Origin of the sequence: Streptomyces tateyamensis, assembly GCF_003205575.1 — a bacterium.
Classification (GTDB): Bacteria; Actinomycetota; Actinomycetes; order Streptomycetales; family Streptomycetaceae; genus Kitasatospora; species Kitasatospora tateyamensis.
In genome coordinates this window covers 92,301-118,138 of the sequence record NZ_PYBW01000070.1, presented here as the reverse complement: position 1 = coordinate 118,138, position 25,838 = coordinate 92,301, and the positions used below count along the sequence as shown (strand labels likewise).

At 73.2% G+C, this 25,838-nt stretch carries 23 protein-coding genes and 1 pseudogene; 11 read left to right on the top strand and 13 right to left on the bottom strand.

The window, feature by feature from the left end; translation table 11 throughout:
- Positions 1-60: 60 nt before the first annotated feature.
- The 3 genes from C7C46_RS19945 (at position 61) to C7C46_RS19935 (ending at position 3,351) form a co-directional block, all read left to right on the top strand.
- Entirely contained in the window at positions 61-831 is a 771-nt protein-coding gene (locus tag C7C46_RS19945; protein ID WP_110671228.1) for an alpha/beta hydrolase family protein, read from the top strand.
- 26 nt (positions 832-857) lie between these two features.
- Positions 858-2,432: an alpha-amylase family glycosyl hydrolase gene (locus tag C7C46_RS19940; protein ID WP_110671227.1), complete on the top strand. Its 1,575-nt coding sequence runs from the start codon at positions 858-860 to the stop codon at positions 2,430-2,432.
- Between the two features lie 61 nt (positions 2,433-2,493).
- Positions 2,494-3,351, top strand: a complete 858-nt coding sequence (locus tag C7C46_RS19935; protein WP_110671226.1) for a polysaccharide deacetylase family protein — start codon at positions 2,494-2,496, stop codon at positions 3,349-3,351.
- 23 nt (positions 3,352-3,374) lie between these two features.
- Here the strand turns inward: C7C46_RS19935 and C7C46_RS19930 are convergent, their stop codons facing one another.
- Positions 3,375-4,193 (bottom strand): SDR family NAD(P)-dependent oxidoreductase, encoded by an 819-nt coding sequence (locus tag C7C46_RS19930; RefSeq protein WP_110671225.1) that lies wholly within the window; start codon positions 4,191-4,193, stop codon positions 3,375-3,377.
- A 216-nt stretch (positions 4,194-4,409) separates the two neighbouring features.
- On the opposite strand from C7C46_RS19930, the gene C7C46_RS19925 reads away from it, so the two are divergent.
- Both C7C46_RS19925 and pepN read left to right on the top strand, forming a co-directional pair.
- A complete protein-coding gene (locus C7C46_RS19925; RefSeq protein WP_110671224.1) occupies positions 4,410-5,279 on the top strand; it encodes a 3-hydroxybutyryl-CoA dehydrogenase in 870 nt (289 codons plus the stop codon).
- Between the two features lie 56 nt (positions 5,280-5,335).
- Positions 5,336-7,813, top strand: coding sequence for an aminopeptidase N (gene pepN, locus C7C46_RS19920; protein WP_110671223.1), 2,478 nt, complete (start codon positions 5,336-5,338; stop codon positions 7,811-7,813).
- Between the two features lie 323 nt (positions 7,814-8,136).
- Here the strand turns inward: pepN and C7C46_RS35140 are convergent.
- The 10 genes and pseudogenes from C7C46_RS35140 to infC form a co-directional block, all read right to left on the bottom strand.
- Positions 8,137-8,232, bottom strand: a pseudogene (locus tag C7C46_RS35140).
- A gap of 23 nt (positions 8,233-8,255) precedes the next feature.
- Complete coding sequence (locus tag C7C46_RS19915) at positions 8,256-8,987, bottom strand: DUF7873 family protein (RefSeq protein WP_110671222.1); 732 nt, start codon at positions 8,985-8,987, stop codon at positions 8,256-8,258.
- A gap of 38 nt (positions 8,988-9,025) precedes the next feature.
- A complete protein-coding gene (locus C7C46_RS19910; protein WP_110671221.1) occupies positions 9,026-9,835 on the bottom strand; it encodes a chitosanase in 810 nt (269 codons plus the stop codon).
- Positions 9,836-9,997: 162 nt separating this feature from the next.
- Complete coding sequence (gene pheT, locus C7C46_RS19905) at positions 9,998-12,517, bottom strand: phenylalanine--tRNA ligase subunit beta (protein ID WP_110671220.1); 2,520 nt, start codon at positions 12,515-12,517, stop codon at positions 9,998-10,000.
- Positions 12,517-13,638, bottom strand: a complete 1,122-nt coding sequence (pheS, locus tag C7C46_RS19900) for a phenylalanine--tRNA ligase subunit alpha (RefSeq protein ID WP_110671219.1) — start codon at positions 13,636-13,638, stop codon at positions 12,517-12,519. Before pheS ends, pheT begins: the two co-directional genes overlap by 1 nt.
- A 117-nt stretch (positions 13,639-13,755) precedes the next feature.
- Positions 13,756-14,889, bottom strand: a complete 1,134-nt coding sequence (locus C7C46_RS19895) for a sensor histidine kinase (RefSeq protein ID WP_110671218.1) — start codon at positions 14,887-14,889, stop codon at positions 13,756-13,758.
- Positions 14,890-14,944: 55 nt separating this feature from the next.
- Complete coding sequence (locus C7C46_RS19890; RefSeq protein ID WP_110671217.1) at positions 14,945-15,817, bottom strand: TrmH family RNA methyltransferase; 873 nt, start codon at positions 15,815-15,817, stop codon at positions 14,945-14,947.
- Between the two features lie 81 nt (positions 15,818-15,898).
- Positions 15,899-16,294, bottom strand: coding sequence for a 50S ribosomal protein L20 (gene rplT, locus C7C46_RS19885; protein WP_110671216.1), 396 nt, complete (start codon positions 16,292-16,294; stop codon positions 15,899-15,901).
- A gap of 106 nt (positions 16,295-16,400) precedes the next feature.
- The gene (rpmI, locus tag C7C46_RS19880; RefSeq protein ID WP_110671215.1) at positions 16,401-16,595 is read right to left on the bottom strand and encodes a 50S ribosomal protein L35; all 195 of its coding nucleotides are present in this window, start codon (positions 16,593-16,595) and stop codon (positions 16,401-16,403) included.
- 138 nt (positions 16,596-16,733) lie between these two features.
- On the bottom strand, positions 16,734-17,483 hold the full coding sequence (gene infC, locus C7C46_RS19875; RefSeq protein WP_110671214.1) for a translation initiation factor IF-3: 750 nt from the start codon (positions 17,481-17,483) through the stop codon (positions 16,734-16,736).
- 376 nt (positions 17,484-17,859) lie between these two features.
- On the opposite strand from infC, the gene C7C46_RS19870 reads away from it, so the two are divergent.
- Complete coding sequence (locus C7C46_RS19870; protein ID WP_110671213.1) at positions 17,860-18,237, top strand: DUF1844 domain-containing protein; 378 nt, start codon at positions 17,860-17,862, stop codon at positions 18,235-18,237.
- Between the two features lie 62 nt (positions 18,238-18,299).
- Here the strand turns inward: C7C46_RS19870 and C7C46_RS19865 are convergent, their stop codons facing one another.
- On the bottom strand, positions 18,300-19,037 hold the full coding sequence (locus C7C46_RS19865; RefSeq protein WP_110671212.1) for an SseB family protein: 738 nt from the start codon (positions 19,035-19,037) through the stop codon (positions 18,300-18,302).
- Between the two features lie 49 nt (positions 19,038-19,086).
- Between C7C46_RS19865 and C7C46_RS19860 the strand changes: the two genes are divergently transcribed.
- The gene (locus C7C46_RS19860) at positions 19,087-20,175 is read left to right on the top strand and encodes a WD40/YVTN/BNR-like repeat-containing protein (RefSeq protein WP_110671211.1); all 1,089 of its coding nucleotides are present in this window, start codon (positions 19,087-19,089) and stop codon (positions 20,173-20,175) included.
- 10 nt (positions 20,176-20,185) lie between these two features.
- A complete protein-coding gene (locus C7C46_RS19855) occupies positions 20,186-21,424 on the top strand; it encodes an alanine racemase (RefSeq protein WP_110671210.1) in 1,239 nt (412 codons plus the stop codon).
- Between the two features lie 44 nt (positions 21,425-21,468).
- Here the strand turns inward: C7C46_RS19855 and C7C46_RS35970 are convergent, their stop codons facing one another.
- Positions 21,469-22,671 carry a DUF2510 domain-containing protein gene (locus tag C7C46_RS35970; RefSeq protein WP_245984557.1) on the bottom strand — a complete coding sequence of 401 codons (1,203 nt, stop codon included), beginning with the start codon at positions 22,669-22,671 and terminating at the stop codon, positions 21,469-21,471.
- A gap of 194 nt (positions 22,672-22,865) precedes the next feature.
- Here C7C46_RS35970 and C7C46_RS19845 point away from each other — a divergent pair, with 194 nt between their 5' ends.
- The 3 genes from C7C46_RS19845 (at position 22,866) to C7C46_RS19835 (ending at position 25,774) form a co-directional block, all read left to right on the top strand.
- A complete protein-coding gene (locus C7C46_RS19845; protein ID WP_110671209.1) occupies positions 22,866-23,909 on the top strand; it encodes a cation diffusion facilitator family transporter in 1,044 nt (347 codons plus the stop codon).
- A 69-nt stretch (positions 23,910-23,978) separates the two neighbouring features.
- Positions 23,979-24,833, top strand: coding sequence for a PhzF family phenazine biosynthesis protein (locus C7C46_RS19840; protein WP_110671244.1), 855 nt, complete (start codon positions 23,979-23,981; stop codon positions 24,831-24,833).
- A gap of 38 nt (positions 24,834-24,871) precedes the next feature.
- A complete protein-coding gene (locus C7C46_RS19835) occupies positions 24,872-25,774 on the top strand; it encodes a 5'-3' exonuclease (protein ID WP_110671243.1) in 903 nt (300 codons plus the stop codon).
- The last annotated feature ends 64 nt before the right edge of the window (positions 25,775-25,838 follow it).

Below are 25,838 nucleotides of genomic sequence, written 5' to 3'. Positions count from 1 at the left end.
CTAGCGTGACGGGACAACCGGCGCGCCACCGGGCGCGCCCCGCTGTCCACGGGGGACCACATGCGGCGCACCATCGGACTGGCCGTAGCGGCGGCCCTGCTCACCGCCTGCACCAGTACCAGCAGCACGCAGCACAGCACGGCCCGGACCGCTCCGGGACCGTCTCCGAGCACCGCGGCGGTCCCGAAGAAGACCAGCGAGACCTACGGCTGCCTGACGCCCGATCAGGCCGCGGCCGGCTCCTACTCGCTGCCGACCGGGACCGGCTCCCTCGACGCCTACCTGCGCGACCCGGGCGCCGATCCCGGCAAGGTCGCCCTGGTCTTCTCCCACCAGGCCGGCGGCAGCCTGTGCGACTGGCTGCCGCACCTGGACGAGTTCACCAAGGCGGGCTACACCGTGCTCGCCTACTCCTCCGTCGGCGACCCGCACGAGCTCGACCTGGTGCTGCGCTGCCTGGCCGGGCGCGGCACCGCGAAGGCGGCCCTGGTCGGCGCCTCGAAGGGCGCCACCGCCTCGCTGGTCGAGGCGGCCGACCCCCGGCCCCCGCTGCCGATCACCGCGGTGGTCTCGCTCTCCTCCCCGCTGGAGTACCAGGGCCAGGCCGCCGACAAGGCGGTCGCCACCGGCCCACTCCCCCGGTTCCTGGCCGCCGAGAGCGCCGACAGCCCGTTCGACGACGCGGCCCGCAAGCTGCACGAGGCCGCGGCCGGCCCCGTCAACCAGCTCAAGCTCTACCCGGGCAGCCGGCACGGCGCCCTGCTGCTCGACGACGGCGCCCTGCCCGACGTGCTCGCCTTCCTGGCCCAGTACGCCCCGCCGCAGGCCTGACACCCCCGATCCACGGAGGCACCCCGATGACCGACCGTCAGCCGGTTCCCGCCTGGCTCGCCGAGGCCGTGCTCTACCAGATCTACCCGCAGTCCTTCGCCGACTCCGACGGGGACGGGATCGGCGACCTGCCCGGCCTCACCGCCCGCCTGGACCACCTGGCCGAACTCGGCGTCACCGCGCTCTGGCTCAGCCCGTGCTTCGTCTCGGAGTTCGGCGACGCCGGCTACGACGTGGCCGACTACCTGACCGTCGCCCCGCGCTACGGGACCAACGCGGACCTGGCCGAGCTGGTCCGGGAAGCCGGCGCCCGGGGCCTGCGGGTGCTGCTCGACCTGGTCCCGGGCCACACCTCGCACCGGCACCCCTGGTTCCAGCACTCGGCCCGCACCCCGGGCGACGACCGCTACATCTGGTCGGAGCGGATCACCGCACCGGTGCACGCGTGGATCCCCAACCAGGGCCCGCGCGGCGGCTTCTACCGGGCCAACTTCTACCCGATCCAGCCCGCGCTCAACTTCGGCTACGCCCGCCCCGACCCCAGCGAGCCCTGGCGCAGCCCGGTCGACGCGCCCGGGCCGCTGGCCAACCGGGCGGCGCTGCGCGAGATCATGGCGCACTGGTTCGAGCTCGGCGTGGCCGGCTTCCGGGTGGACATGGCCTCCTCGCTGGTCAAGGACGACCCGGGGTACCTGGAGACCGGCCGGCTCTGGGGCGAGCTGCGCGGCTGGCTGGACGCGCACTACCCGGACCGGGTGCTGATCGCCGAGTGGGGGGATCCGGCGCAGTCGGTCCCGGCGGGGCTGCACGCGGACTTCTTCCTGCACTTCACCGGGCGGGCGCTGCGCTCGCTCTGGGACAACGGGACCGGCAGCCAGGGCCACTGGGCGCACGGCGAGCCCTGCTTCTTCGACGCCGCGGGCAACGGCGACATCACCGAGTTCCTGACGGCCTGGCAGCAGGCCGAGGCGGCGATCGACGGGCGCGGGCTGGTCGCGCTGCCCACCGCCAACCACGACTTCTCCCGGCTGGTCTGCGGCCCGCGCACCCGGGAGCAGGCGGCCTGCGCCTTCGTCTTCCTGCTCAGTTGGCCCAGCGTGCCGGTGATCTACTACGGCGACGAGATCGGCATGCGCTTCGTCCCCGGCCTGCCGGAGAAGGAGGGCAGCCAGTTCGGCACCGAGGCCCGCCAGGGCTCGCGCACCCCTATGCAGTGGGACGCCACCGCCGGGGCCGGCTTCTCCACCGCGCCCGCCGCCGAGTTCTACCTCCCGCTGGACCCCGACCCGGACCGGCCGGACGTGGCCACCCAGCGGGCTGACCCCGACTCGCTGCTGCACCTGGTGCGCCGACTGGTCCGGCTGCGCCGGGACACGCCCGAGCTGGGCACCGGTTCCCCGGTCACCGTGCTGTCGGCGGGTTACCCGTTCGTGTACCGGCGCGGCGCGGGTCACCTGGTGGTGGTCAACCCGCGCCGGGAGCCCGCCGAACTGGTGCTTCCCGAGTTGCCGGCCGCCGATCCGGTGCTGGTCAGCGGGGTCGAGCTGGTGGCCGGGAAGCTGCGCGCGGGCGGCTTCTCCTACGGGGTCTTCCGGGTCTGACGGCCCGCCGGTTCGGGGTACCGAATCGCCTCGGGTTTCCGTCATATTTATGCTGTCCGCAATGAGCGTCGACCGCCGCAGGATTCTGCGCACCACTGCCCAGCTCGCCACCCTGACCGCGGCCGGCGGGCTGCTCGCCGGTTGCGGCGAGGAGGCCGCCACCGGGGCGGGCCGGCCGCGCCCGGCCGCCTCGCCGAGCCCCGCCGGCAGCCCGGGTCAGGCCGGCAGCCCGAGCCCGGCGGGCAGCCCCGGTGCCGAGGGCAGCCCGAGCGCCTCCGCCGGCCCGACCGCGCCGGTGCTGCCCGCACTCGCGGCCGGCACGCCGGAGGAGGTGGTCAGCGGTCCGCGCGACCGCCAGCAGGTGGCGCTGACCTTCCACGGCCAGGGCGACCCGAAGCTGGCCACCGCGCTGCTGGAGGCGGCCGAGCAGCACGGCGCCCGGCTGACCGTGCTGGCGGTCGGCAGCTGGCTGGACCAGCAGCCGCAGATGGCCCAGCGGATCCTGGCCGGCGGGCACGAGCTGGGCAACCACACCCAGAACCACCTGGACATCTCCTCGATGTCACCGGACCAGGCCTTCGCCGAGATCAGCGCCTGCGCGGACCGGCTGAAGCGGCTCACCGGCTCGATCGGCCGCTGGTTCCGCCCCTCCGAGTCCCAGTACGCCACCACCCAGGTCAAGGAGCAGGCCCGCCGGGCCGGCTACGAGCACCTGCTCTCCTTCGACCTGGACCCGCGCGACTACCAGGACCCGGGCGCGGACGTGGTGCAGCGCCGGATACTCGGTGCGGTCAAGCCCGGCTCGATCGTCGCCCTGCACATGGGCCACCAGGGCACCGTGGACGCGCTGCCCGCGGTCCTGACGGCGCTGCAGCAGCGCGGGCTGAGCGCGGTGACGGCCAGCCAGCTCTGCTCCTGACGGCCCGCTGCGCCGACCCGGCGTCAGCGCAGCGGGTCGTCCTCCCCGTACGGGCGCAGCCGCAGCGTGCGGGCGTCGCCGCGGCGGATCTCCTCGGCCAGCTCGACCAGCTTCGCCAGGTCGTCCCGCCCGGCGTGGACGAACCGCCCGTGCAGCGCGTCGAACCGCCCGCGGGCCGCGTCCACCGCGACGGCCACCAGGTAGGGCAGGGAGTTCCACTCCTTCATCCCGGCGAACATCGGCATGCCGGCGGTCATCTCGGTGGCCACCGCCCCCGGGCTGATGTCCAGCACCACCACGTGGTGGGCGGCCAGCGAGTCGGCGATGTTGTCGGAGAGCTGGAGCAGCGCGCCCTTGGAGGTGGCGTAGGCGGTGTAGTGGCCGTCGGGGCGGACCGCGAAGCCGGAGTTCAGGTTGAGGATCCGTCCGCGCCGGCGCTCCACCATGCCGGGCAGCACCGCGCGCATCAGGTTGAACGGCCCGCGCAGGTTGACCTCCACCACCTGCCACCACTGGGCCGGGTCCACCTCCCACAGCGGCACCTCCGAGCGGTCGACCTGCCCGGCGTTGTTGACCAGCAGGTCGATCGGGCCCAGGTCGCGCTCGATGCTGCGCACCGCCTCGCGCACGGCGCCCGGCCGGGCCACGTCGGCGGTCACCGCGACGCCCTTGGCGCCCTCGCGCACGCAGGCCTTGAGCGTCTCGGCGAGGGTCGCCAGGGTCCGGCCGACCAGCCCGACCGCCATCCCCTCGGCGGCCAGCCCGAGCGCGATCTCCCGCCCGATGCCCCGGCCGGCCCCGGTGACCAGCGCCACCTGCCCCTCCAGCGTGCCGCTGCGCATCGTCCGTTCCCTCCACCGCGACCGGTTTGCGGGCCCAGCATGCGCCGCCCGTGCGCCCGAGCGCACTGGGCCGCACGGGCGAGGGTCGGCTCATCACCCGCTCGGCGCAGTGCCCGGTTGGCCGGGGCACCTGGCGCCGCGCCAGGTGCCAAGTAGTACGGTCGATCGACACGGGCGGCGACCCCGCCCAGCTGGAACCCCGGAAAGGCAAGTGAAGTGAGCGACATCGCGCGCGTCGGAGTGGTCGGTTGCGGTCTCATGGGCTCGGGCATCGCCGAGGTCTTCGCCCGGGCCGGGCTCGACGTCCGGGTCTCGGAGGCCAGTGGCGAGGCCCTGGAGCTCGGTCGCGGCCGGATCACCAACTCGCTGGACACCGCGGTCAAGCGCGGCAAGCTCACCCCCGAGGAGCGCGAGCAGGCGCTGTCCCGGTTCTCCTTCACCACCGACCTGGCCGACTTCGCCGACCGCGACCTGGTGGTCGAGGCGGTCGCCGAGCGCGAGGACGTCAAGGTCCGGATCTTCCAGACCCTGGACCAGGTGGTCCTGCGCCGGGACGCGGTGCTGGCCTCCAACACCTCCTCGATCCCGATCGTCAAGCTGGCCGCCGCCACCAGCCGTCCCGAGCAGGTGATCGGTCTGCACTTCTTCAACCCGGCCCCCGTGCAGCGCCTGGTCGAGGTGATCCCGACCCTGACCACCTCCGCCGCGACCACCGCCCGGGTCGAGTCCTTCGCCACCGAGGTGCTGGCCAAGGAGCCGATCCGGGCCCGCGACCGGGCCGGCTTCGTGGTCAACGCCCTGCTGGTGCCCTACCTGCTCTCCGCGGTGCGGATGTTCGAGTCCGGCGTGGCCACCGCCGCCGACATCGACAAGGGCATGGAGGCCGGCTGCGCCCACCCGATGGGCCCGCTGCGGCTGTGCGACCTGATCGGCCTGGACACCATCGCCTCGATCGCCGACTCGATGTACGCCGAGTACAAGGAGCCGCTGTACGCCGCCCCGCCGCTGCTCTCCCGGATGGTCGACGCGGGCCTGATGGGCCGCAAGTCCGGCCGCGGCTTCTACGACTACACCGCCAAGGCCTGACGCCCCGCACCGAAAATCGGCCCGGGGAGCGCCGCCGATCAGGCAGCATCATGCCCATGACTCCGATGCCTTCACTCACCCGGGCCGAGGCCGTCGAGCGCCACGAACTGCTCGACGTCCGTTCGGTCTCCGTCGACCTCGACCTCACCCACGGTCCGGAGGTCTTCGCCGCCACCACCGTGCTCCGCTTCGACTGCGCCCGGCCGGGGGCGGCGACCTTCCTCGACGTCAAGCCGGTCCGGCTGCTGCGGGTCGAGCTGAACGGGCGTCAGCTCGACCCGGCCGCGCTGGCGGGGGGCCGCTTCCCGCTCACCGGGCTGGCGGCCGAGAACGAGCTGCTGGTCGAGGCGGAGTGCGCCTACTCGCACACCGGCGAGGGGATGCACCGCTTCACCGATCCGGCCGACGGCGAGGACTACGTCTACCTGCAGTCCTTCCTGGACAGCGGGCCGACCGCGTTCGCCTGCTTCGACCAGCCCGACCTCAAGGCGGTCCACCAGCTCTCGGTCACCGCCCCGCCGCAGTGGACGGTGGTGGGCAACAGCCTGGCCACCACGGCCGGCCCGGGCCGCTGGTCCTTCGCCCCGACCCCGCCGATCCCCAGCTACCTGGTCACCCTGGTGGCCGGCCCGCTGCACTCGGTGCGCGCCGAGCACGACGGCATCCCGCTCGGCCTGCACTGCCGGCGCTCGCTCGCCGCCCAGCTGGACGCGGACGCCGCGGAGCTGTTCGAGATCACCGGGCAGGGCTTCGACCACTACCACCGGATCTTCCGTACCCGCTACCCGTTCGACAGCTACGACCAGTGCTTCGTCCCGGAGTTCAACGCGGGCGCGATGGAGAACCCGGGCTGCGTGACCTTCAAGGACGACTTCGTCTTCCGCTCCGCCGTGCCGGACACCGAGCGGGCGGTGCGGGCCATGGTGGTGACCCACGAGATGGCCCACATGTGGTTCGGCGACCTGGTCACCATGAAGTGGTGGGACGACCTGTGGCTGAACGAGTCCTTCGCGGAGTTCATGGCCTACACCGCCACCGCCCGGGCCACCCGCTTCAGCGACGCGTGGACCGACTACTCCGCCCGCAAGGCCTGGGGCTACGACGCGGACCAGCGGCCCTCCACCCACCCGGTGGCGCCCGAGTCGGTCGAGGACAGCGCCCAGGCGCTGCAGAACTTCGACGGCATCTCCTACGCCAAGGGCGCCTCGGCGCTGCGCCAGCTGGTCGCCTGGCTGGGCGAGGAGGAGTTCCTGGCCGGGGTCAACGACTACTTCGAGCGGTACGCCTTCGCCAACGCCACCCTGGACGACCTGCTCGGCTGCCTGGCCGCCGCGAGCGGGCGCGACGTGCACGGCTGGGCGGAGCGGTGGCTGCGCACCACCGGCGTGGACACCGTGCGCACCGACGGGGAGCAGTTGCTGCACAGCGCCTCCGGCGGCGTGCTGCGCCCGCACCGCCTGAGCGTGGCCCGCTACCGCCAGGCGCCCGGCGGCACCCTGGACCTGGTCGCGCGGGAGAACCTGGAACTGACCGGTGAGGTGGACCGGATCGAGCTGCGCACCGCCCCGGACGACCTGCTGGTGGTGAACGACACCGACCTCGACTACCTCAAGGTCCGTCTGGACGAGCACTCCTGGCGCACCGTGCGCGAGTCGCTGGGCGCGGTGCCCGACGAGTCGGCCCGGGCGGTGCTGTGGAACTCGGCCCGGGACCAGGTGCGCGACGGCGAGCTGGCGCCCGAGGAGTACCTGGAGCTGGTCGCCGCGCACCTGCCCGGCGAGACCTCGCTGCACCTGGTCCAGGCGGTGCTCCGGTTCGCCCGGGAGCTGGTCGTCGACCGGTTCCTGGCGCCCGAGCGGCGCCCGGCGGCCCTGGCGCTGCTCGGCACGGTCTACCGGTCCCTGCTGGAGCGCGGCGCGGGCGAGGGCGACCTGCGCCTGGTGGCCGCGCGCGGGCTGCTCACGGTGGCCGCGACCAAGGAGCAGGCGGCCGAACTCCAGGAGTGGCTGGCGGCGGGCACCGTCCCCGGCGGCCCGGAACTCGATCCCGAGTTGCGCTGGCAGCTGCTGCTGCGCCTGGCCGTGCTCGGCGCGACCGACGAGGCGCAGCTCGCCGCCCAGCAGGCCCTGGACCCGAGCGACCTGAGCGAGGAGGGCGCCACCCGCTGCCGGGCCGCGCTGCCCGACCGGGCCGCCAAGGAGGCCGCCTTCACCGCGCTCTTCCACGGCGGGCTGTCCAACTACCTGGCCGCTGCCACCGCCCAGGGGCTGTGGCAGCCCGAACAGGCGGAGCTGTTGGCGGACCTGACGCTGCGCTACTTCGAGGAGCTGCCCGCCGCCGCCGAGCGCGGCCCCGCCATCGCGGCGGTGCTGACCCGGCACGGCTTCCCCGCCTTCGCGGCCACCGGGGCCACCGTCGCGGCCGCCGAGGCCTGCCTGGCCCGCACCGACCTGACCCCGGGCGCCCGGCGCGGCCTGGTCGACCAGCTCGACGACCTGCGCCGCGCCGTCCGGGCCCGCCGGCTGCCCGCCTGACCCGACGCCTGACCCGGCGCCCGGCCCGTATCCGACCGGAGAAAAGTAGGAGGACCCGGGAGCGTAGCCAGCTCCCGGGCCCCTGTTTGCCGCCCAATTGCGCACACCAGCACGTTTAAGGGTCGCGGATCAGCTTGAAGTCGACGCGTTCTACCTTTGAACTACCGTGCCACGCAGCGGCACAGACAGGACTTGAACCTGCATTCGTCGACATTCGTCCGCACCCGGTCGATCCGGCGTTCGGCGGCGAATGCTGAGACTGGAGCGAGAGTCTGAGATTCAGGGGGCCTGCCTCTGCCTGGCTTGGGCTACCCCGGCCCGCATGGTGCCGGGGGGAGGATTCGAACCTCCACTGTGACCCCTGGTCAGCTTCAACATCAGTGTCAGCTTTTTCGCGCTTCTCAGCGCACCCGCCCGGCTCCCCGGACGGGCGATCACGGGGCTACCTGAACAGGTAGCCGAAGACGGCGTCCCCCACCCGCTGGTCGGTCACCTCGACCGAGTTGGCCTCCTCGCGGGCGAACTTGACGGCCTGCTGGAGCTTCTCGACCCGCTCCGCCAGCTCGTTCACCCGGCGGGCCGGGAGCGCGCCGGAGAACTTGACGGTGGTCCAGTAGCCCACCGGCACGTCCTCGTAGTAGACCTCGACCTGGGCCGGGTGCTTCTCGGTGGCCTCGGCCTTGACGTGGTTGCGCGGCACCTTCTTGGTCCGGATGGTGCGCACCGCGTCGGTCTTCCAGGAGTCGCTGGACGGGTCCAGGTTCCACGACTCGGAGGCGTCCAGCACCGGGAGCTTCTTCACGAAGGTGAACAGGTCGGTGAGCTGCTTCTCCAGGAAGAGCAGGTACGGGACCGGCACCTGGGCGAGCAGCACCTGACCGTCCACCACCACGTCGGCCCGGGCGTCGACGTTGGCCCAGTCCTTGGTGGCCGTCACGTCGAACAGCCGGGTCAGGGTGGCGGCGGTGGCCCGCAGGATGTCCTCCGCCTTGAGCTGCACCCGGGTGGACTCGGGCGGCAGCTGCTCGCCCTCCTCGTCCTTGGGCTGGTAGGTCCGGGCGATGCCGGCCAGCAGTGCCGGCTTCTGCAAGTCCTGGTGAGCCTGGGTCAGCTCCTGGAAGGACTTGGACTTGACGCCTTTTTCGACGGCGATGATCTGGTTCAGCTTTGCCACGCCGAGGACGCTACCAGCCCCGAACTCAGGTACGAAAGCTAATTGTTGATCGAGTAGCTGTCGCCGTAGGTCTTCCAGTGCAGCGGCGGGTTGAGGTCCAGGTTGCCGGCCTTGAGGAAGACCCGCTGCTCGGTGTCGACCCGGCTGGTGTCGTCGTGCGCGGCCTCGGTGAGCATGGCCGCCTTGCGGGCGTCCAGGAAGGCGTTCAGGTAGGTGGTCTCGTTGCCGCCCTGGGCGGGGGTCTTGGCGTGCTTCATCGCGGTGGCGCGGATACCGCCGAAGCTGGTGCTGTCGTTGCCGGGGCCGTGCATCACGATCGCGTCGTAGTAGATGAACTGGCCCAGCGCGCGCAGCCCGTCCTTCTCCGCCTGGGTGACGGAGGGGGTGAAGTAGACCCGGTCCCGCTCGTCGTTCTGCGCCTGCTGGAAGACCGGGTCGGCGGCCGCCTTCTTCCAGTCGTTGACGAACGCGGTGCCCAGGCCCGAGTGCGAGGCGCTGCCGTTGACCTTCTCCAGCGCGGGCAGGTACTTGGCGAGCACGTTGCCGGACTTGAGCGCGGTGTAGTGCTTCACCAGGTCCAGCATGTCGCCGGTGCCGGAGCAGAAGCCGATGATCCCGGCGGTGTAGCCGCGGCCGTCGCCGATGTCCTCGATGTACTTGTACTGCGCCTTCCAGTCGAGCGAGGAGTTCTCCGCGCTGGAGACGAGCTCCATCGCGATCTCCTTCTTGTGCGGGTCCGTGAGGTTGACCGTACCGGCGGCGCCGGCGCTGGTGGCGCCGGAGCCGGCCAGGACGGCGGCGGCCAGGGCCGCGGCGAGGACCGCACGGCGCGTGGGGGTGAGCTGCATGACATGCTCCTGCCGTTAGGAAGCTTTCCTAACGAGTGATTGAAGCGCCAAAACCCGGCGCTCCACAAGGGGGAGAACCGAACCTCCGCAAATGTGTGGACGGCACGAAGGAGGGCCCCGGCGAACCGGGGCCCTCCTTCTGACGGCGCGTCGGATGCGCTGCTACGCCCCGCGCAGCACCGCGCCGGTGCGCTGCTGGGCGGTGTCGACCGCCGCCGCCCGGGCGGCGGAGGCCTCGTCCGCGGTCAGCGTGCGGTCCGCCGCACGGAACCGCAGCGCGTAGGCCAGCGACTTCTTGCCCTCGCCCACCTGCTCACCGGTGAAGACGTCGAACAGCCGGATCGCCTCCAGCAGTTCGCCGGCCCCCTCGCGCAGCGCGGCCTCCACCTCGGCCGCCGGCACGGCGGAGTCCACGATCAGCGCCACGTCCTGGGTGGCCACCGGGAAGCCGGAGACCGCCGGACCCTCCACCCGCCGCTCGCCGTCGGCGGCCAGCGCGTCCAGGTCCAGCTCCATCACCGCGGTCCGCTCCGGCAGGTGCATGGCCTTGACCACCCGCGGGTGCAGCTCGCCGGCGTGGCCGACCACCCGGCCGGTGCCGGCCACCAGCAGCTCGGCGCACCGGCCCGGGTGCCACGGGGCGACCTGCGCGGACCGGGTGGCCAGCTCGACGCCCGCCGCTCGGGCCACCACGCGGGCCGCCTCGATCGCGTCCGCCCAACTGGCCTGCGAGCCCGGGCCCCACCAGCCGGAGGGCAGCCGCTCGCCGGCCAGCGCCACCGCGACGTGCCGCGGCTGCTTGGGCAGCGCGGCGTCCAGCGCGGCCAGCTCCGCGTCCGAGGGACGCCGGTCCACGGCCGGGCGCGGCGCCACCTTGGGCTCGGCCTCCGGCTGGAAGACGATGCTCTGCTCGAAGACCGCCAGGTCGGTGTTGCCCCGGCCGATGTTGCGCCGCAGCGTGCCGAGCAGGCCCGGCAGCAGCGTGGTGCGCAGCGCCGGCTCCTCCTCGTTGAGCGGGTTGACCAGCTTGACGGTGCGCCGGCGCTCGTCGTCGGCCGCCAGGCCCAGCGCGTCGAAGGCCGCGTCGCCGAGGAACGGGTAGTTGTTGACCTCGACGTAGCCGGCCCCGGCCAGCGCCACCCCGACCCGGCGGTGCATCCGCTGGGCCGGCGTCAGGCCCTGGCCCGAGGGGACCTGCGGCATCCGGACGGGCACGTTGTCGTACCCCTCCAGCCGGATGACCTCCTCGGCCAGGTCGTTGGGGTCGGTCAGGTCGGGGCGCCAGGACGGCGGGGTGACCTCCAGCAGGTCGGCGCCGACCACCGTGCACCCGACCTCCTGGAGCCGGCGGGTGACCGTCTCGCGGCCGTACTCGGTACCGGCGACCCGGTCCGGCAGGTCGGCGGCGATGGTGATGGTGCGCACCGGGTGCGGGGCGGCGATGTCGGTGACGCCCGCCTCGGCGGTGCCGCCGGCGATCAGCGCCAGCAGGTCGACCGCGCGCTGCGCGGCGGCCCGGGCCGCCTCCGGGTCCACCCCGCGCTCGAAGCGCTTGGCGGCCTCGGACGGCAGCTTGTGCCGCTTGGCGGTGCGGGCGATCGCCACCGGGTCGAAGTGCGCGGCCTCGATGATCACCTCGGTGGTTCCGGTGACCGCACCGGTCTGCGGGTCGGTGACCGGGTCGAGGATCTCGGTGCTGGCCCCGCCCATCACACCGGCCAGGCCGATCGGACCGGAGTTGTCGCAGATCAGCAGGTCCTCGGCGGACAGCTCGCGCTGCTGGCCGTCCAGCGTGGTGAGCTTCTCGCCGGCCTCGGCGCGGCGGACCTGGATCGGCCCGTCCACCCGGTTGCGGTCGTAGGCGTGCAGCGGCTGGCCGACCTCGAGCATCACGTAGTTGGTGATGTCCACGGCCAGCGAGATCGGGCGCACGTGCATCTTCTGCAGCCGGCGCTGCAGCCAGATCGGCGACCTGGCGGCCGGGTCGAGGCCGACCACGGTGCGGGCCACGAACCGGTCGCAGCCGACCGGGTCGGCCACCTTGACCAGGTAGCCGTAGGAGTTGGCGGGCGGCACGTCCAGCAACGCCGGGTCGGCCAGTGGCAGCCCGAAGGCGGCGGCGGCCTCACGGGCCACCCCGCGCATCGACAGGCAGTAGCCGCGGTCGGGGGTGACCGCGATGTCCAGCACCTCGTCGACCAGCTCCAGCAGCTCGATCGCGTCGGTGCCGGGCACGTACTCCGGCGGCAGCACGATGATGCCGTCGTGGTCGTCGCCCATGCCGAGCTCGCGGGCCGAGCAGATCATGCCGGCCGAGGTGTGGCCGTAGGTCTGCCGCGCCGCGATCGGGAACGGGCCGGGCAGCACGGCGCCGGGCAGCACCACGACCACCTTGTCGCCCACCGCGAAGTTGCGCGCGCCGCAGACGATCTCCTGCGGCTCGCCGGTGCCGTTGGCGTCGCCGACGTTGACGAAGCAGTGCCGGATCGGCTTCTTGAAGCCGGTCAGCTCCTCGATCGAGAGCACCTCGCCGACCACCAGCGGGCCCTTGAGGTCGCCGCCGAGCTGCTCGACGGTCTCCACCTCCAGGCCGGCCTGGATCAGCTTCTCGGCCACCTCGCGACCGGTGACGCCGGCCGGCAGGTCGACGTACTCACGCAGCCAGGAAAGCGGGACGCGCATCAGATCTCCACCCCGAACGGGAGCGTGAAGCGCACGTCCCCCTCGACCATGTCGCGCATGTCGGCGACGTTGTGACGGTTCATCAGGATCCGCTCCAGGCCCAGGCCGAAGGCGAACCCGCTGAAGCGCTCCGGGTCCACCCCGGCGGCGACCAGCACCCGCGGGTTGACCACGCCGCAGCCGCCCAGCTCGATCCAGCCCTCGGAGGAGCAGGTCCGGCACGGCCGGTCCGGGTTGCCCACGCTCTCGCCGCGGCAGACGAAGCAGAGCAGGTCCACCTCGGCGCTCGGCTCGGTGAACGGGAAGTACGAGGGGCGCCAGCGCAGCGGCAGCTCGTCGCCGATCAGCTTGGAGACCAGCAGCTCGATGGTGCCCTTGAGGTCGGCGAAGGTGATCCCCTCGTCCACCGCGAGGCCCTCGACCTGGCGGAACACCGGGGTGTGGGTGGCGTCCAGCTCGTCGGTCCGGTAGACCCGGCCCGGCGCGACGGTGTAGATCGGCGGCTCCTTGGCGAGCATCGTGCGGATCTGCACCGGCGAGGTCTGGGTGCGCAGCACCATGCCGGAGTCCGGCGAACCGTCGGCCGCGGCGACGAAGAAGGTGTCCTGCATCGAGCGGGCCGGGTGGTCCGGGCCGAGGTTCAGCGCGTCGAAGTTGAGCCACTCGGCCTCGACCTCGGGCCCCTCGGCGATGGAGTAGCCCATCGCCACGAAGGTGTCCTCGATCCGCTCGGCCAGCGTGGTCAGCGGGTGGCGGGCGCCGCGCGGGAGGCGGTCGTAGGGCAGCGTGACGTCCACCGCCTCCTCGACCAGCACCCGGGCGTCGCGCTCGGCCTCCAGCTCCGCCTGACGCTTCGCCAGCGCCTGGTTGACCGCGCCGCGGGCCTGGCCGATCACCTTGCCGGCCGCTGCCTTGGCGTGCGGCGGCAGCGCGCCGATCTCGCGGTTGGCCAGCGAGAGCGCGGAACGGTCGCCGGTGTGCGCGACCTTGGCCTGCTTCAACTCGTCCAGCGTGGCCGCGGCGGCAAAAGCCGCGATGGCCTCGTCGCGGGCGCGCTCGACCTCTTCGGGCTTCAATGCCTCGACCTCGACCGGGTCGTAGGACTTATTGGGTGCCGACATCTCGATGTTTTCCCGTGCTCCTGCTCGTCTGGAGTGGCGTTACACCAGGTCGAGTGTAGTCGCAGCGGTCCCACCGACCCGGTTCGGTCTCGCCCACCGGGCCGTCACGCATGGTGGTCACACCATGAAGTCGGGCACCCCGGTGGGCAGGATAAATCGGAACCTGGCACCGCCGCCGGGCGCCCGGTCGATCCGGATCGTCCCGCCGTGCGCCTCGACGATGCCCTTGACGATGTAGAGGCCCAGGCCGGTCCCGCCGCGCTTGGAGCCGCGCCAGAAGCGGGTGAAGACGCGCGGCATCGACTCCTCCGGGATGCCGCTGCCCTCGTCGCTCACGGTGACCGCCGTACCTTCCACGATCCGGGGCGGTGTCCCCGGGTGCTCCCAACTGGCCGGCTCCACGATCTCCTTGGCCGCCGTCACCTCGATGGTGACAGTTCCCTCGCCGTGCCGCACCGCGTTTTCCAGCAGGTTGGCCAGCACCTGGTCGACCTTGTCCGGGTCGGCCCACTGCTGCGGCAGGTCCTCGGCCAGCCGGATGTCGAACCGCTCCGGCGGCAGCCCGGCGGCCACCTTGCCGGCCACCTGCCGGCGCACCGCGGCCGCCAGGTCCACCACCTGCTTGCGTACCTCCAGCCGGCCCGCGTCGATCCGCGAGATGTCCAGCAGCTCGGTGATCAGCCGGGTCACCCGGTCCGCGTCGGCGTTGACCGTCTCCAGCATCACCCGCTTCTGACCGTCCGTGAAGCGCTCCCACTTGTTCAGCAGGGTGGCGGTGAAGCCCTTGACGCTGGTCAGCGGGGAACGCAGCTCGTGCGCCACGGTGGCGATCAGCTCGGCGTGCGCCCGCTCGGTGCGCCGCCGGGCCTCGGTGCCGCGCAGGGCCACCACCAGGGTGTGCAGCGGGCCGCCGCGCCGCTCGCGCAGGTAGGAGGCGCAGACCAGCACCTCGCGCCCGGAGCCGGGCAGCAGCAGGTTGCGCTCCGGCTGGCGGGTGCGGATCGCCGGCCCGCCGTACGGGTCGGTCAGCTCCCACCAGCGGCGGCCGTCCAGGTCCTCCAGCGGCAGCGCCTCGGCCAGCGGGCGGCCCAGCGCGGCGCGCGGGCTGATCCCGGTCAGCCGGGCGGCGGCCCGGTTGAAGGTGACCACCAGCCCGTCCCGGTCGGCGACCACCAGCCCGTCCGGCAGGTCGTCAGGATCCAGCGGCCACGCGGCGCCCCCCGCCCGCGGCGGATCCTCGCTGCCGACCATGGGTGTCCTCCCGATCCCACACGCCCTGCGCACCTGGCCCCCGCCGAATCCGACCCTAGCGCTCCGTGCCCGCAGCGCGACACCCTGCGGGCGAACGCTGTGCCCGAGCCGAGGCGTAGAGGCAGACGGCGGCGGCCGTGGCGAGGTTGAGGCTCTCGGCGTGTCCGTGGATGGGCACGCGCACCACCTCGTCGGCGAGTGCGCGGGTCTGCTCCGGCAGGCCCCAGGCCTCGTTGCCGAAGATCCAGGCGGTCGGCGCGCCCAGGGTGCCCTCGTCCAGCTCCTGGTCCAGGTCGCGCTCGCCCGCCCCGTCGGCGGCCAGCAGGCGCACGCCGGCCTCCCGCAGCCGGGCCGTCACCTGCTCGATCGGCACCCCCACGGCCACCGGCAGGTGGAACAGGCTGCCGACCGAGGCGCGCACCGCCTTGGGGTTGTACAGATCCACCGAGGCGTCGGTCAGCACCACGGCCTCCGCCCCGGCCGCGTCCGCGGTGCGCAGCACGGTGCCGGCGTTGCCGGGGTCGCGCACGTTGGCCAGCACCGCGACCAGCTTGGGCCGGCGGCGCAGCACCTCCTCGAACGGGGTGTCCAGGAACCGGCACAGCGCCACGATGCCCTGCGGGGTGACGGTGTCGCAGATGTCGGCGATCACCTCGTCGGTGGCGGTCAGCACCGGCAGGTCGGCCTCCCGGGCGGCCCGGACGAGCTCGGGGTGCCGCTCGGCGGCCTCCGGGGTGAGGTAGACCTCCACCACCGCGTGCTCGCCGCCGGGCAGGGTGCCGAAGGCCACCGCCTCGCGGACCGCCTGCGGCCCCTCGGCGAGGAAGCGGCGGTCCTTGCCGCGCTGGGCCCGCCGGGCCAGCTTGCGGGCGGCGACCACCCGCGGCGAGCGGAGCGAGCTGAGCTGGGGGATGTCGGTGCTGGCCATGGTTCGCTTCCTGAGGAGTGGTAAACGCCAGACCCGCAGGCTCCGACGGGAGAGCCTGCGGGTCTGCGGGTGCTACGACGATCAGGCGGCGTCAGCGGCGACCTTCGGCGCGTTGACATCGGCCGGCAGCGCCTTCTGGGCGGCCTCGACCAGCGCGGCGAACGCGCCCGGGTCGTTGACGGCGAGGTCGGCCAGCATCTTGCGGTCGATCTCGATCTTGGCGGCCTTCAGGCCCTGCACGAAGCGGTTGTAGGTCATGCCGTTGGCACGAGCGGCCGCGTTGATGCGCTGGATCCAGAGCTGACGGAAGTCGCCCTTGCGCTTCTTGCGGTCGTTGTAGTTGTAGACCAGCGAGTGGGTGACCTGCTCCTTGGCCTTGCGGTACAGACGCGACCGCTGGCCGCGGTAACCGCTGGCGCGCTCCAGGATGACCCGGCGCTTCTTGTGGGCGTTCACTGCCCGCTTGACGCGTGCCACTTCATTACTCCTTGGGTTGGACCACGGACTACTTCACGTGGTCCGTCATTCGAATAGGTCGGGAAGGATCAGCCGGGCGCCACGGCGGTCAGGCCGCGACGGGCGATCACTTGCCGAGAAGCTTCTTGATCTTCTTGGCATCCGCCGGGGCCATCTCGGCGGTGCCGGTCAGACGGCGGGTCAGCGTGGAGGGCTTGCGCTCCAAGAGGTGGCGCTTGCCGGCGCGCTCGCGCAGCACCTTGCCCGAGCCCGTGATCTTGAAGCGCTTGCTGGCGCCACTGTGCGTCTTCTGCTTCGGCATGTCGCCGTATCTCCTCGTCGGTCCGCCCCGGCCCGCGTGCTGCCACGCGGGCCAAGGCGCTGGGTGTTCTCCGGTCACCGGGGCGGGAGCCCCGGAACCGCGGTGGCCGGATCACTCAAGCCCACCTGAGCCAGTGGCTCAGGCGTCCTGGGCGACCTCGGCCGGCTCATCGGCCTTGGCGGCGGCGTCGCCGGCCTCGGCCTCGTCCTGGGTGGCGTCGTCGTCCGCTTCAGCCTCGGCGGCGGCGTTCTCGGCCTCCAGCGCGGCGTCCTCGTCGATGTCGTCGACCTCGGCGCCGTCGGCCTCCGCGGTCCGGCCCAGGCGCTCCGCCTTGCGGGCGTCCTGCGCGGCGCGGGCCTCGGCCATCGCTTCGGTCTTCTTCTTGTGCGGGCCGAGAACCATGATCATGTTACGGCCGTCCTGCTTGGCCGAGCTCTCCACGAAGCCCAGGTCCTGGACGTCGTTCGCGAGCCGCTGCAGCAGTCGGAAGCCCAGCTCGGGGCGGGACTGCTCACGACCGCGGAACATGATCGTGATCTTGACCTTGTCGCCCTGCTTGAGGAACCGGACGACGTGACCCTTCTTGGTGTCATAGTCGTGCGGGTCGATCTTCGGCCGGAGCTTCATCTCCTTGATGACCGTGTGCGCCTGGTTCTTGCGCGCCTCACGGGCCTTCATGGCCGACTCGTACTTGAACTTGCCGTAGTCCATGAGCTTGCACACCGGCGGCCGGGCGGTCGCCGCGACCTCGACCAGGTCGAGGTCGTACTCCTGCGCAAGCTCCAGCGCCTTGGCAAGCGGCACGATGCCGACCTGCTCGCCGCTGGGACCGACGAGTCGCACCTCGGGGACGCGAATCCGGTCGTTGATGCGGGGCTCGGTGCTGATGGGGCCTCCTCGGTTGCACCTTTTGCGATGCGGCCGTCATGCGGGCGGTCGCACGTAGTGGAATTCGACCACTGGGCGGGGCTTCATGCGTGCTGCGCTACCGCAGGCACCGCGGCACGCAAAAAGCCCCGCTCGATAACAAGCGGGGCTCCACACAACCGGAGGCGGCGCCCTACTGGGCGCTGCGGCGAGCGGGCCGTTGCCGACCGCTCGCGGACCGGGACCCGTCGGCCCGGGGGCCGACCAGGTGGGAGGTGGAACCTCCACTTGCTGGCCGGGCACGGTGAAATGCCAGGCCGGTCATTGGGAAACTCTACACCACTCTGGGGGCGCAGGTCGCCCGGTACGCTGCCAGGGCCATACCCCACCGTACGGAATGAGCCCCACCGTGAGCAGCGAGCCCACCAGCGCCGACCAGGCCCCCGACTTCGACGACCTGACCCGCGACATCGCGGAGGTGCCGGCGGTCGAGGTGATCACCACGGTGGCGGTCCACCTGATGAGCGCGGCGGCGGTCAAGTGCGGGCTGGCCGAGGGCGGCGAGAAGGACAAGGACCTGGACGAGGCGCGCAAGCTGATCACCGCGCTGGCCGGCCTGGTCACCGCCGGGGCGCCGGAGATCTCCAACTTCCACGCCGCCCCGCTGCGCGACGGCCTGCGCTCGCTGCAGCTGGCCTTCCGCGAGGCCTCGCTGGTGCCGGACGCGCCGGGCACCGGCCCGGGCGAGAAGTTCACCGGACCGGTCTACTCCTGAGCCACAGCTGCTCCGGGCCCGGCGGTTCGTGAGCTGCTGCTCCGGGCCCGGCGGTTCGTGAGCTACGCCAGGCCCCTGCGGTAGAAGGCGCTCCCCGTCGCGCCGGCGGGGAGCAGCGCGAGGTCCAGGCCGCGGGCCAGCCGCACCCGCAGCACCGGGTCGGCGGCCAGGGCGGCGGCCAGCCGCGGCGCCAGCTCCTGGACCGGGGCACCCTGGTCCAGCTCCAGCGCGAGCACCGCGTCCGTCTCGGTACCGGGCCGCAGCTCGGCGCCGGCCACCAGCGGCTCGGCCGCCAGCAGCGCCCGCACCGCGGCCCGCACGTCCGCGTCCTCGGCCGGCGGCTGCCAGACCCGGTTCTCGGCCACCGCGCGCATCCGGGCGCCGGTCAGCTCGTAGGTCGCCGGCCCGGCCGGGTCGATCAGCAGCACGTCGGCCCGCTCCGCGTACGCGGTCAGCACCGCCTGCGGGGCCGCCACCGGCGCCGGGCGGGCGTCCGCCTGCCAGGCGGCGAGGGTGGCCAGCGAGGTGAAGGCGGGCAGCGCCCGGCGCCCGTCCGGCGCCTGCAGCACCGGGACCGCCATGTCGCTGGTCTTCTCGTGCCGGTGCCCGTGCGCGTCCACCTCGACCTCGCCGAGCAGCGCCACGATCGGCACCATCAGCCGGGCACCGGGCAGCACCGCGAGCAGCGCGGGCTCGGTGGCCCGGTCGCGGGCGAAGTCGGCCAGCGCGGCGGCCAGCGCCGGGTCGGCGGTCCCGTCGTCACCTGCGAAGCCGGGGTCGGGAATGTTCTTGCGGTCCACCCGGCGAGCCTAGCCGTTGCAGCTGGGGGCGCCGCGCACAGTGGGAGGCATGACCGAGGTACTGCTGGCGGTGGGCACCGAGAAGGGGCTCTTCCTGGGCCTGAGTTACGGCCGCCGGGACTGGGCGTTCACCGGACCGCACTTCCCGATGAACGCGATCTACGCGATCGGCATCGACCGCCGGGAGGGCCGCACCCGGCTGCTGGTCGGCGCCGACAGCAGCCACTGGGGCCCGTCGGTGTGGCGCTCGGACGACCTCGGCAAGACGTGGAACGAGCCGGAGCGCCCGGCGGTGAGGTTCCCCGAGCACACCGGCGCCTCGCTGACCCGGCTCTGGCAGCTCCAGCCGGCCGGCCCCGAGGCGCGCGGCGTGGTCTACGCCGGGACGGAGCCGGCCGCGCTGTTCCGCTCCACCGACCACGGCGAGACCTTCGAGCTGGTCGAGCCGCTCTGGGAGCACCCGCAGCGCGAGCAGTGGGGCGCCGGCTTCGGCGGCCAGGGCCTGCACACGATCGTGACCGACCCGCGGAATCCGGACGCGCTGACCGTGGCGGTCTCCTCCGGCGGGGTCTACCGCTCGACCGACGGCGGCGCCAGCTGGGCCCCCTCCAACGCCGGTATCCGGGTCTCCTTCCTGCCCACCGAGTACCCGGAGTTCGGGCAGTGCGTGCACAAGATCGCACCGGACCCGACCGCGCCGGACCGGCTCTTCCTGCAGAACCACGGCGGGGTCTTCCGCAGCGACGACGCGGGCGCCCACTGGCACCCGGTGGAGACCGGGCTGCCGGCCGTCTTCGGCTTCGCGGTGGCCACCCACCCGCGCCGGGCCGAGGTGGCCTACCTGGCCCCGCTGGAGGCCGACTTCATGCGGATGCCGCCCGGGCGGCGGTGCCGGATCTACCGCACCGAGGACGGCGGTGCCCAGTGGCACCCGCTGGGCGCCGGGCTGCCGGAGGAGGACCACTACGGCGTGGTGCTGCGCGACGCGCTGCGCTGCGACGACGCCGACCCGGCCGGGGTCTACTTCGGCAACCGCAACGGCGAGCTGTACGCGAGTGCGGACGAGGGCGACAGCTGGCGGCTGCTCGCCTCGCACCTGCCGGACATCCTGTGCGTGCGCGCCGCGGTGGTGGGCTGAGGCGGCTGGGATGACGGCCGCCGGCGGTGACCGGGCCCACAACCAGGCCCAGTACGACCAGGCCCGGTACGACCGAGACCGGTACGACCGGGCCACCGCCCGGCTGGACGCGCCGCTGGCGGTCGTGGACCTGGCGGCCTTCGACGCCAACGCCGCCGACTTGGTGCGCCGGGCGGCCGGCAAGCCGGTCCGGGTGGCCAGCAAGTCGGTGCGCTGCCGGGCCCTGCTGGAGCGGGTGCTGGCCCGGGACGGCTTCGCCGGGATCATGAGCTTCACGCTGGCCGAGTCGATCTGGCTGGCGAGGGCCGGGTGCGAGGACGTGCTGCTCGCCTACCCCTCCGCGGACCGGGCGGCCTTCGCCGAGCTGACGGCGGACCAGGAGCTGGCCGAGCGGATCACCGTGCTGGTGGACGACCCGGCGCAGCTGGAGCTGATCGACCGCTCCCGGGGCGGCGGCTGCGAGGTGCGGGTCTGCCTGGAGCTGGACACCTCGCTGCACCTGCTCGGCGGCCGGGTGCGGATCGGTGCCCGGCGCTCCCCACTGCGCCGGCCCGAGGACCTGGCGGCGCTGGCCGCGCTGATCGCGCGCCGGCCCGGGTTCCGGGTGGTCGGACTGATGGCCTACGAGGGGCACGTGGCCGGGCTGGGCGACCGCCTGACGGGCCGTCCGGTGCGCTCCCGGGTGATCCGGGTGATGCAGGCCAGGGCCCGGGCGGAGCTGGCCCAGCGGCGGGCCGTCGCGGTCCGGGCACTGCGCCGGGTGGTCGAGCTGGAGTTCGTCAACGGCGGCGGCACCGGCAGCGTGCAGAGCACCGCGGCGGAGGCGGCGGTGACCGAGGTGGCGGCCGGCTCCGGGCTCTACCAGCCCCGGCTGTTCGACGACTACCGCTCGTTCCGGGGCCGGCCCGCCGCGTTCTTCGCCCTGCCGGTGGTGCGCCGCCCCGGGGTGGGCGTGGTGACCGTGCTGGGCGGCGGCTACCCCGCCTCCGGCGTGGCCGGCCCCGACCGCTCGCCGGTGCCGTACCTGCCGGCCGGGCTGCGCTACGACCCGCAGGAGGGGGCCGGGGAGGTGCAGACCCCGCTGCTCGGCCGCGCGGCGGACGAACTGGTGATCGGGGACCGGGTCTGGTTCCGGCACGCCAAGGGGGGCGAGCTGTGCGAGCGGTTCGCCGAGCTGCACCTGGTCAGCGGGGACCGGGTGGTGGCGACGGTGCCGACGTACCGGGGCGAGGGGCGGACCTTCCTGTGAGCCCGGGCCCGCCGCGTGGGCGGCGGGCCCGGGCTGACGGGGGGTCAGGTGTTGGTGCCGTCGCCGCCCGTGCTGCTGCCGCTGCCACCGGTACCGCCGGTACCGCCGGTACCGCCGCCGCTGCCCAGGCGCTTGCCGGTGAAGTCCTTGATCCCGCTGACGATGGTGTCCATCTGGGAGACCGCCGGCGCCTTGTCCGTCTGGTCGAAGCCGAGCCGGACCGCGACCAGGCCCTTGCCGTCGGCGGTCGGGAAGACCACCGACTCCACGGTGCCGTTGTTGCCCTGGCTCGCGGTGACGTCCCAGCGGACCAGGTAGCCGCTGCGGCCGGCCACGGTGACCGCCTCGGACTTGAGCTCCTGGTGCGACTTGCTGTTCGGGTAGGACTCCTCGGCCGCCTTGACGACGTCCGCCTTGGCCGCCGCCTGCACGTCCCGGCCGTCGACCTGGACGGTGTTCACGCCGCCGAGCGAGCAGGTGGCGTTGCTGTTGCCGGTGCCGCCCGGGCACTGGTAGGAGCCGATGGTCAGGTAGGCGGTGCCGTCGTTGGCGGTGCCGCCCTGCCACCCGCTGGGGATCGGCAGCGAGACGCCGTCGGCCAGGTCGATCGCGGTCTTGGCGTTCTTCCCGCCGCCGGGGAGGCCGGGCAGGCCGGGGATGTTCGGGAAGCCGTTGCCGTTGCCGTTGCCGCCGCCGGTTCCGGGCTGACCGTTGCCGTCGGAGGAGCCGCCGTTGCCGTTGCCGTTGGTGTTCCCGTTGCCGTTGGCGTTGCCGCGCTTGTGCGGCCCGAGGAAGCCCTTGGCCCCCACCGCCCGGTCGTTGCGGTCGTGGTGGTCCACCGCGAGGGTGACGCCGGAGCCGATCGCCAGGCCCAGCACACCGGCCACCGCCGCGGCCACCACCACGGGCTTGCGCAGCTTGGTCAGCAGCGAGGGCTTCTTCGGCGGGAGCGGTGCACCGTACGGGTACTCGGCGGCGCCCGGGCCCTCGGGTCCCTGCGGGGGGCCGGGTTCCGCGCCGGCGGGCTCGGTCGGCATCTCGGGGTAGCGCACCGCGCTCTCGTCGACCAGTTCGCCCTGGATCACCTTGGTGCTGTGCAGCACCGCGGTGTCTGCCAGGTCGGCGCCCTGGGCCGGCCGCGTCTGGGCGGTCCAGCCGGTGCCGTCCCACCAGCGCTCGGGCCGCGGGACGGTCGTGGTGTCCTTCGGGTCCGGGTACCACCCGGCCGGAATCTTCGCTTCGCTCACACCAGGAAATGTATGGGCCCGCGGATAAACGCGATATCAAGCGGAGCGGCGAATCGGCCGAATCCGCATGAGATTACGGTGAGAGTCGGTCGCCGGCGCGGAACGACAACGGTCACCAGTGCAGCCTTTGGATCTTTGTCCACTCTGGGGTTCACTTCCGTGCAGGGACCCGCCGCTTCGAGGAGAGGACCGCGATGGCCGGCCAGCACGATCACGACGACCATGACCACGGGCACGGTCCCGGCCACGGGCACGCCCACGCAGGCCACTCGCACGGGGTCGCCGCCGACGCCGACCGACGGTGGCTGACCAGTGCGCTCGCGCTGATCGTGGTCTTCATGGCCGCCGAGGTCGTGGTCGGTTTCGCCGCGAGCTCGCTGGCGCTGATCTCGGACGCGGCGCACATGCTCACCGACGCGGCCTCGATCGTGCTCGCCCTGGTCGCCATGCGGCTGGCCGCCCGCCCGGCTCGCGGCGGCTACACCTACGGCCTCAAGCGCGCCGAGATCCTCTCCGCCCAGGCCAACGGGGTCACCCTGCTGGTGCTCTCGGTCTGGCTGGGCTACGAGGCGGTCACCCGGCTGATCGACCCGCCCGCGGTGCAGGGCGGGCTGGTGCTGGTCACCGCGCTGGTCGGGGTGGTGGTCAACATCGCGGCGGCCTGGTGCATGTCGAAGGCGAACCGCAGCTCGCTGAACGTGGAGGGCGCCTTCCAGCACGTGCTCACCGACCTGTACGCGTTCATCGCCACGGCGGTGGCCGGACTGGTGATGCTGACCACCGGCTTCGCCCGGGCCGACGCGATCGCCTCGCTGATCGTGGTCGCGCTGATGCTCAAGGCCGGCACCGGGCTGGTCCGCGACTCCGGCCGGATCTTCCTGGAGGCCGCCCCCGCCGGGGTCGACCCGGACGCGCTGGCGGACCGCCTGGTCGACGCCCCGCAGGTGGAGGAGATCCACGACCTGCACGTCTGGGAGATCACCTCGGGCCAGCCGGCGCTCTCGGCGCACATCCTGGTCACCCCCGGCGGCGACTGCCACGCGGTCCGCCGTGAACTGCAGCGCCGCCTGCGGGACGAGTACCGGATCACCCACACCACGCTCCAGGTGGACCACGTGGGCGAGGACGACGATCAGGAACTCCTCCAGATCACCACCGCGGACACCCTCCCCACCGCCGCGGACCACTGCGCCGACTCCCACGGCCCCGTCCACCGCGCAGGCCCGCACCCGCACTGAGCCGCGGGCCGGGCCGCCGGTCACGGGTACCCCGGAATGCGGGGTGCCGCGGTGGTGTTGGCGTCGATCATGACGACGACTCCCCTCCACTACGCCGCCTTCACCACCGACCCCGCCGGCGGCAACAAGGCGGGGGTGGTCTCCGACGCCCGCGGGCTGACGGACCAGCAGATGCTCGCCATCGCCGCCGAGCTCGGCTACTCCGAGACGGCGTTCCTGGTGGCCGACCCCGCCCTCGGGGAGCGCGGGTACCGGGTGCGGTACTTCGCCCCCGCGATGGAGGTCCCGTTCTGCGGGCACGCCACCGTCGCGGCCGCCGTCGCCGTCGCCGAGCAGGACGGCCCGGGTGAGCTGGTTTTCGAGACCAAGGCCGGCACCGTCCCCGTCTCGGTCGCCCCCGGCCCGGACGGCGTGCTGCGCGCGACCCTCACCAGCATCGAGCCCGACGTCCAGGAAGTCGACCCCGCCGACTTCCAGCAGGCCCTGGCCCTGCTCGGCTGGCAGGCCGCCGACCTCGACCCGGCCCTGCCGCCCCGCTACGCCTACGCCGGCGCCCGCCACCTGGTGCTGGCCGCCGCCACCCGCGAGCGCCTGGCCGACCTCGACTACGACTTCGACGGGCTGGCCGCCTTCATGACGGCCCGTGACCTGATCACCCTGCAGCTGGTCTGGCGCGCCTCGGAGACCGTCTTCCACGTCCGCGACCCGTTCCCGGTCGGCGGCGTGGTGGAGGACCCGGCCACCGGCGCCGCGGCCGCCGCCTTCGGCGCGTACCTGCGCGAGCTCGGCCAGGCTCCCGCCACCGCGCTGCTGACCCTGCACCAGGGCGAGGACCAGGGCAGCCCGGGCGAGCTGCGGGTCGAGCTGCGCGCGGGCGACCCGCGGGTGCGGGTCTCGGGCGCGGCGGTGCGCCTGCCCGGCTGATTGTCACCGGGGTGCGGGATGATCGTGCGGTGACCCTGATGCTGCTCGACACCGCCAGCCTCTACTTCCGGGCCTACTTCGGCGTCCCGGAGTCCGTGAAGGCCCCGGACGGCACCCCGGTGAACGCCGTCCGCGGCCTGCTCGACTTCATCACCCGCCTGGTCCAGGACCACCGCCCTGACCAGCTGGTGGCCTGCATGGACGCCGACTGGCGCCCGCAGTGGCGGGTCGACCTGATCCCCTCCTACAAGACCCACCGCCTGGCCGAGGCCGGCCAGGTCGAGGAGGAGATCCCGGACGCCCTCTCCCCCCAGGTCCCGGTGATCGAGCAGGTCCTGGACGCCCTCGGCATCGCCCGCATCGGCGTCCCGGGCTACGAGGCGGACGACGTGATCGGCACCCTGGCCACCACCGCCACCACCCCGGTCCGGATCGTCACCGGCGACCGGGACCTGTTCCAGCTGGTCGACGACGCCCGCGGGGTCCAGGTCATCTACCCGGTCAAGGGCGTCGGCAACGCCGAGGTCATCACCGAGGCCGCCCTGCTCGACAAGTACGGCGTCACCGGCTTCGAGTACGCCGACATGGCCGCCCTGCGCGGCGACCCCAGCGACGGCCTGCCCGGCGTCAAGGGCATCGGCGAGAAGACCGCCACCCAACTCATCCGCGAGTACGGCAACCTCGCCGCCATCCGCGCCGCAGCCGCCGACCCCCTCTCCAAGCTCACCCCGGCCCGCCGCAAGAACCTCCTCGAAGGCGCCCCCTACCTCGACGTCGCCCCCACCGTCGTCCGCGTCGCCACCGACGTCCCCCTCCCCGACTTCGACCCCACCCTCCCCCGCGAACCCCTCGACCCCATGACCCTCGAAGCCCTCACCACCCGCTGGGGCCTCGGCACCTCCCTCACCCGCCTCCTCGACACCCTCGCAACCACCCGCTGAGAACTGACCCGGCCAACCAGGAGAACGTCTTTCCCGGGATCCGGGTCCCCCGAGGCGACACGGA

Coding starts and splice junctions, on each gene's coding strand:
- C7C46_RS19940 (WP_110671227.1), top strand. CDS start 858: ATGACCGACCGTCAGCCGGTTCCCGCCTGGCTCGCCGAGGCCGTGCTC.
- C7C46_RS19895 (WP_110671218.1), bottom strand. CDS start 14,889: ATGGTCGGCAGCGAGGATCCGCCGCGGGCGGGGGGCGCCGCGTGGCCG.
- C7C46_RS19835 (WP_110671243.1), top strand. CDS start 24,872: ATGCTGCTCGACACCGCCAGCCTCTACTTCCGGGCCTACTTCGGCGTC.
- pheS (WP_110671219.1), bottom strand. CDS start 13,638: ATGTCGGCACCCAATAAGTCCTACGACCCGGTCGAGGTCGAGGCATTG.
- C7C46_RS19930 (WP_110671225.1), bottom strand. CDS start 4,193: ATGCGCAGCGGCACGCTGGAGGGGCAGGTGGCGCTGGTCACCGGGGCC.
- C7C46_RS19910 (WP_110671221.1), bottom strand. CDS start 9,835: ATGCAGCTCACCCCCACGCGCCGTGCGGTCCTCGCCGCGGCCCTGGCC.
- C7C46_RS19935 (WP_110671226.1), top strand. CDS start 2,494: ATGAGCGTCGACCGCCGCAGGATTCTGCGCACCACTGCCCAGCTCGCC.
- C7C46_RS19855 (WP_110671210.1), top strand. CDS start 20,186: ATGACGGCCGCCGGCGGTGACCGGGCCCACAACCAGGCCCAGTACGAC.
- pepN (WP_110671223.1), top strand. CDS start 5,336: ATGACTCCGATGCCTTCACTCACCCGGGCCGAGGCCGTCGAGCGCCAC.
- rpmI (WP_110671215.1), bottom strand. CDS start 16,595: ATGCCGAAGCAGAAGACGCACAGTGGCGCCAGCAAGCGCTTCAAGATC.
- C7C46_RS19845 (WP_110671209.1), top strand. CDS start 22,866: ATGGCCGGCCAGCACGATCACGACGACCATGACCACGGGCACGGTCCC.
- C7C46_RS19890 (WP_110671217.1), bottom strand. CDS start 15,817: ATGGCCAGCACCGACATCCCCCAGCTCAGCTCGCTCCGCTCGCCGCGG.
- C7C46_RS19860 (WP_110671211.1), top strand. CDS start 19,087: ATGACCGAGGTACTGCTGGCGGTGGGCACCGAGAAGGGGCTCTTCCTG.
- C7C46_RS19840 (WP_110671244.1), top strand. CDS start 23,979: ATGACGACGACTCCCCTCCACTACGCCGCCTTCACCACCGACCCCGCC.
- C7C46_RS19870 (WP_110671213.1), top strand. CDS start 17,860: ATGAGCCCCACCGTGAGCAGCGAGCCCACCAGCGCCGACCAGGCCCCC.
- pheT (WP_110671220.1), bottom strand. CDS start 12,517: ATGCGCGTCCCGCTTTCCTGGCTGCGTGAGTACGTCGACCTGCCGGCC.
- C7C46_RS19945 (WP_110671228.1), top strand. CDS start 61: ATGCGGCGCACCATCGGACTGGCCGTAGCGGCGGCCCTGCTCACCGCC.